Origin of the sequence: Streptomyces sp. NPDC047042, assembly GCF_040644035.1 — a bacterium.
Classification (GTDB): Bacteria; Actinomycetota; Actinomycetes; order Streptomycetales; family Streptomycetaceae; genus Streptomyces.
Genome location: NZ_JBEYVP010000098.1, coordinates 1 through 5,458 on the forward strand (window position 1 = coordinate 1; position 5,458 = coordinate 5,458).

Genomic DNA, 5,458 nt, shown 5'->3' on the forward strand with positions numbered 1-5,458 from the left:
ACCCCGCTCCTCAAACGCCGGAGGGGCTGAAATACCCAGCGGGGGTCTGGGGGCGGCAGCCCCCAGGGATGGGAACGGGTAGGGGCGGCGGGGGCGAGGAAAAGTCAGGACAGGCCCGACGCCCAGTCGTAGCCCTTCAGGAACGGGTCCGGTTTGATCGGCTTGCCCGAGTTCCATACCTCGGTGATCAGGCCGTCGGCCCCCACCTTGCCTATCCGAGCCGTCTTGTACACATGCTGGCTCGCCCCGTCCACGGTGACCTCCCCCTCGGGCGCGGCCAGCGCGATACCGTCCGACGCCGCCTTCACCTTGGCGACATCGAAGGACCCCGCCTTCTCGACCATCTCCTTCCAGAGGTACACCGAGACATACGCGGCCTCCATCGGGTCACTCGTCGGCTTCCCCTTGCCGTACGCGGCCTGATACGCGGCGACGAACTTGGTGTTCGCGGCGCCCGGAGTCGTCTGGTAGTAGTTCCAGGCCGTCAACTGGCCCTCCAGGTACTGCGTTCCGATGCTCTTCACCTCCTCCTCGGCGATCGAGACGGACAGCACCGGCATGCTCTTCGCGGTCATCCCGGAGGACTTGTACTCCTTGAAGAAGGCCACGTTGCTGTCACCGTTGAGGGTGTTGAACACGGCGTCCGCGCCGGAGTCCTTGACCTTGTTGACGATCGTGCTGAACTCGGTGGAGCCGAGCGGCGCGTAGTCCTCGCCGACCACCTTCATGCCCTTGGCCTCCGCGTACGCCTTGATGATCTTGTTGGCGGTGCGCGGGAAGACATAGTCGCTGCCGACCAGGTACAGCTTGGTCAGGCCCTGCTTCTTCAGGTAGTCGAGCGCCGGGACGATCTGCTGGTTGGTGGTCGCGCCGGTGTAGAAGATGTACGGCGACTCCTCGAGCCCCTCGTACTGCACGGGGTAGAAGAGGAGTGACTTGTACCGCTCGAAGACCGGCTTGACCGCCTTGCGGCTGGACGAGGTCCAGCAGCCGAACGTGGCCACGACCTTGTCGTCCTTGATCAGGGCCTCTGCCTTCTCCGCGAAGGTCGGCCAGTCGGAGGCGCCGTCCTGGCTGACCGGGTCCAGCTTCTTGCCCAGGACACCGCCGGCCGCGTTGATCTCCTTGACGGCGAGCAACAGCGAGTTGTGGACGGTGACTTCGCTGATGGCCATCGTGCCCGACAGCGAGTTGAGCAGACCGACCTTGACCGTGCTGCCGGAGGTGTCGGCCTTGACGCCGGCGTCGGACGCCGTGCCGGAACCGGTCTTGGCGCCACAGGCGCTGAGAGCGGCGGACGCGCCGACCGCGGACACTCCGGCCAGCAGACCACGCCTGCTGAAACTGAGCCCAGACATGCAGAACCGCCCTTGGGGAGAAGGGGACGAGACGGGAGAAGTGCGGTCCACAGCCTGCGAGTCGACTGTTTCGGATGCGTTGCGGTCGAATTGATGCGCAGTTTCCAGCGGAGCTATTTTTGTTGCATTAATACTTCCGGACGAAAGGATCTCGGAAGGAACACGGAAGGATCTCGGAAAGGGCTGTGCAGACGGAAGTGTCTAATTTCCGTTGTCCAGTTGGGCTAGGACCGTGAAGTCCAGGCCGTCCGCCTCCGCGAGGTAGATGCGCTGGCGTACATGCCGGTCGCGCAGTCGCAGCAGGCCGCGTGGCCCCTCGTACGACACCGCCTCGGCCGCCGCCCCGATCGCGGACACGTCCAGGGTGCGGGCGCGTTCCACGAGGGCCGCGAGCAGCAGCACACCCTCGTAGCAGGACTCGCCGAGGCTGCCCGGGGCCGGGGCGTCGACGCCGTACCGGGCGGCGTAACTGCCGTGGAAGTCCAGGGTGTCCTGGTTGGCGAGGGAGGCGAAGAACCCGGCCGTGCTGAACAGGTCGCGGGTGGCCTCGGGGCCGCTGGCCAGCAGCATGTTCTCGTCCATGAGGGTGCTCAGCCGCACACAGCGCCGGTCGAGCCCGAAGGCGCCGAACGCGCGGTTGAAACGGACCGCGTCACTGCCCACCAGCAGCATCAACACCCCGTCGGCGTCGGCGTGTTCGATGCGGCGCAGTACGTCGGTGAAGTCCTCGGTGCCCAGCGGGAGATACGCCTCCCCGCACACCCGTCCCCGGTTCTCACGCGCGTACCGGCGTGCGGCGCGGGCGGTCTGCCGGGGCCACACGTAGTTGTTGCCGACGACGAACCAGCGCCGTACGCCCCGCGCCTCGCCGATCAGCCGCATCGCCGGCCGCAACTGCCCGGCGGGCGTCTCGCCGGCCAGGAAGACGCCCTCGGTACGCTCGCCGCCCTCGTACAGGGCCGTGTACACGTACGGCACCCGGTGTGCGACGCGGGGCGCCACGGCCTGCCGTACGGAGGAGATGTGCCAGCCGGTGACGCCCTGCACCACACCGGTCGCGACCAGCGCCTCGACCTCCCCGGCGACCCGCTGCGGATCGGCGCCCCCGTCGACCTCAAGGAGCCGCAGCTCCCTGCCCAGCACTCCCCCGGCCCGGTTGACCTCCTCGGCGGCCAGCCGCGCGCACGCCTCGCACGCGGGGCCGAAAATCCCGGCGGGCCCCTGCATCGGGTACACCAGTGCGACGTTCAGGGTCGAGTCGTCGGCCGTGAACCACTCGGGGGCGTGGAGGCGGGGGTCGAGGCGGGGGCGGGGCCGCTGCATGGGGTCATGATTGCCTGCCCGTCGGCGGCGCCCAAGGGACCGGCGGAATCGAGACCGTTTCGTACGATCGCCGGCAACCGCGGCAGAGGCCTGTGCGACGAGGCCGGCCGCCCCCTTCCCAACTCTCAGGTGTGGCGCGGGCGGGGCAGCAGGGCGAAGGCGGTCTCCGCGATGGAGGTCAGGCGGTCGGGGCTGTGGCCGTACGCGCCGACGACATCGCTGCCGCGGATGACGGTGAGCAGGAGGTAGGCGAGGTCGTCGGCATCCGCGTCGGGGTCGAGGTCGCCGTGGCGCTGTGCCGCTCGCACGCAGTCGGCCACCGCTGTCCTGACCACGGTGAAGCAGTCGTGGGCCAGGCGTTTGACCTCGGGGTCGGAGGCGCCGATCTCCAGGGCCATCTTGGCGGCGAAGCAGGCCGCCTCCGTCCGGTCGTCGGCGGGGGGCACGTCGGGGGCGAGTGGCACTCCGTGGACGGCGCGCAGCAGGTACGTGTGCAGTCGCTCCAGGGCGCCCTCGTCCGGTCCGGCGAGCATCTTCGGCGGACCCTGCCCCAGCCGGGAGAAGTAGCCGGTCATCGCCTCCAGCAGCACGCCGTGCTTGCCGTCGAACGCGGCATAGAGACTGCCCCGGCCCAGGCCGGTGGCGGTGCTGATGTCGTCGACGCTCGTGCCGTTGTAGCCCGAGGCGCGGAACTGCCGCTCGGCGGCGTGCACGACGTGGTCGCGGTCAAAGCTTCGTGGTCTGGCCATGCACCGAAGGTACGTCCGACCCACCCTTCTCGACAAGTCAGTACAGAACCATCTAGGTTTCCGACTGTTCAGTACATAACTTTCTGAGCTCACCCGGACCGGCTTGGTCCGGGCTTGCGGGACCGATGCGCACCGTGTCGGTCATGGCCACACAACCGAAGGAACCACCATGCAGACGACTTCCCCCGTGGCCCTCGTGACGGGCGCCTCCTCCGGGATCGGACGGGCGGCGGCGCGCGCCCTCATGCGCGCCGGCTTCGCGGTGGTCGGCACGAGCCGCAACGCGGCGAAGGCCGAGCCACTCACCGGGGTGACGTTCCTCGATCTCGACGTGGCCGACGACGACTCGGTCCGCTCCCTGGTCGGGGAGGTGATCAAGCGGTTCGGCCGGATCGACGTCCTGGTCAACAACGCGGGCGTGGGCGCGGTCGGCGCCGGCGAGGAGAGCTCGATCGACCAGGCCAAGGAGGTCTTCGACATCAACGTCTTCGGCCTGATGCGGATGACCAACGCGGTGCTGCCCCATATGCGCGCCCAGGGCAGTGGCCGCGTGGTCAACGTCTCCTCGGTACTCGGTCTGATCCCAGCCCCCTTCATGGCCGCCTACGCCGCCACCAAGCACGCGGTCGAGGGCTACTCCGAGTCCGTCGACCACGAGCTTCGCGAGCACGGCGTCCGGATGCTGCTGGTCGAACCGGCCTACACCAGCACGAGTTTCGAGGCGAGCAGCATGGCACCCGACTCACCCCTGCCCCTCTACGCCGCACAGCGGAAGGTCTCCCGGGACGTGCTGGCCACGGCCGTGCGCAACGCCGACCACCCGGACGTCGTCGCGAAGGTGATCGTCGCGGCCGCCACCGATGCCAAGCCCAAGCTCCGGTACACCGCCGGCCCGATGGCCAGACGCGTCAGCCTCCTGCGCCGGTTCGTGCCCTCGCGCGCCTTCGACCAACAAGTCCGCAAGCTCAACCGACTGGCCGGCTGACCCCGCCCAACATCAGCGTCTCCCCTCCGACCGCTCTTGGAAAAGGCTGACCCTCATGGAATTCGAACACGTCACCTTCGACCTGCCACACGGCACCTTCCACGCGCTGCAGGGCGGTGACCCCGATGGTCGACCGACGCTCGTCCTGCACGGCTTCCCGGACCATCCGCCGACCGCGAAGCCCTTCCTCGCCGAGCTCGGCCGCCAAGGACGTCACGTCCTCGCACCCTGGCTGCGCGGTTACGCGCCGTCCCCGACCGCGGGGCCGTTCGACTTCGCCTCCCTCACGGGCGACGTGCTCGCGCTGATCGACCGCTGGTCCCCGGACAGACCCGTGGAGTTGATCGGCCACGACTGGGGCGCCTTCCTCACCTACGATGCCGTCGCCACCGCGCCGGAGCGGATCGAACGCGCGGTCACCCTCGCCATCCCCCACCCACGCACGTTCCTGACCCTGATGCGCCCCGCTCAGCTACGCCGGAGCTGGCACATGGGGCTCTTTCAACTGCCGGGAACCGGCTGGCTGGCCGGCGCCCGCGATCTCGCCCTCATCGACCATCTCTGGCGTCAGTGGTCACCCGGCCTCTCGCTCGACCCAGCTCTCCAGGCGGAGCTGCACACGGACCTGCGGGCGAGCATGCCCGCGCCCCTGAAGTACTACCGGCAGATGACGCGACCCAGCATGCTGGGGGTGTTGCGCCGCACGTCCAAGCCGATCACAGTGCCCCTCCTGCAGCTCCACGGTGCCGACGACGGCGGCATCCTCCCCCCGAAGATCGACGACCGGCACCGGTTCGCCGCCCCGCACACGCTGGAGATCGTCCCCGACGTCGGCCACTTCCTGCACATCGAGGCCCCCGAGGCGATCGCGGAAAGGATCGCGGCATGGACCGAGTAGCGGATCACATCACTCGGGGTGGGAGAGATGTGGCACAGGCCGCGGACGCCGCGCGGACCGTCATCATGACCGTGGACGACGACCCCGGGGTGTCCCGGGCCGTCGCCCGTGACCTGCGGCGGCGCTACGGCGAGTCCTACCGGAT

Annotated in this window: 5 protein-coding genes; 2 read left to right on the top strand and 3 right to left on the bottom strand. The window is 68.9% G+C overall.

The genetic code is table 11. The features are described 5' to 3' along the window. Positions 1-104: 104 nt before the first annotated feature. The 3 genes from urtA to ABZ855_RS48055 form a co-directional block, all read right to left on the bottom strand. Positions 105-1,358 carry an urea ABC transporter substrate-binding protein gene (gene urtA / locus ABZ855_RS48045; protein ID WP_319209959.1) on the bottom strand — a complete coding sequence of 418 codons (1,254 nt, stop codon included), beginning with the start codon at positions 1,356-1,358 and terminating at the stop codon, positions 105-107. A gap of 201 nt (positions 1,359-1,559) precedes the next feature. Further along, positions 1,560-2,681, bottom strand: a complete 1,122-nt coding sequence (locus ABZ855_RS48050) for a substrate-binding domain-containing protein (RefSeq protein ID WP_360820327.1) — start codon at positions 2,679-2,681, stop codon at positions 1,560-1,562. A 125-nt stretch (positions 2,682-2,806) separates the two neighbouring features. Continuing rightward, entirely contained in the window at positions 2,807-3,430 is a 624-nt protein-coding gene (locus tag ABZ855_RS48055) for a TetR/AcrR family transcriptional regulator (protein WP_360820330.1), read from the bottom strand. 169 nt (positions 3,431-3,599) lie between these two features. Here ABZ855_RS48055 and ABZ855_RS48060 point away from each other — a divergent pair, with 169 nt between their 5' ends. Both ABZ855_RS48060 and ABZ855_RS48065 read left to right on the top strand, forming a co-directional pair. After that, positions 3,600-4,415, top strand: a complete 816-nt coding sequence (locus ABZ855_RS48060; protein WP_360820333.1) for an oxidoreductase — start codon at positions 3,600-3,602, stop codon at positions 4,413-4,415. 55 nt (positions 4,416-4,470) lie between these two features. After that, complete coding sequence (locus ABZ855_RS48065) at positions 4,471-5,313, top strand: alpha/beta fold hydrolase (protein WP_360820336.1); 843 nt, start codon at positions 4,471-4,473, stop codon at positions 5,311-5,313. Positions 5,314-5,458 lie beyond the last annotated feature (145 nt).

Excerpts from the sequence above, each read along its gene's own strand:
- ABZ855_RS48050 (WP_360820327.1), bottom strand. The coding sequence starts at position 2,681 with ATGCAGCGGCCCCGCCCCCGCCTCGACCCCCGCCTCCACGCCCCCGAG.
- ABZ855_RS48055 (WP_360820330.1), bottom strand. The coding sequence starts at position 3,430 with ATGGCCAGACCACGAAGCTTTGACCGCGACCACGTCGTGCACGCCGCC.
- ABZ855_RS48065 (WP_360820336.1), top strand. The coding sequence starts at position 4,471 with ATGGAATTCGAACACGTCACCTTCGACCTGCCACACGGCACCTTCCAC.
- ABZ855_RS48060 (WP_360820333.1), top strand. The coding sequence starts at position 3,600 with ATGCAGACGACTTCCCCCGTGGCCCTCGTGACGGGCGCCTCCTCCGGG.
- urtA (WP_319209959.1), bottom strand. The coding sequence starts at position 1,358 with ATGTCTGGGCTCAGTTTCAGCAGGCGTGGTCTGCTGGCCGGAGTGTCC.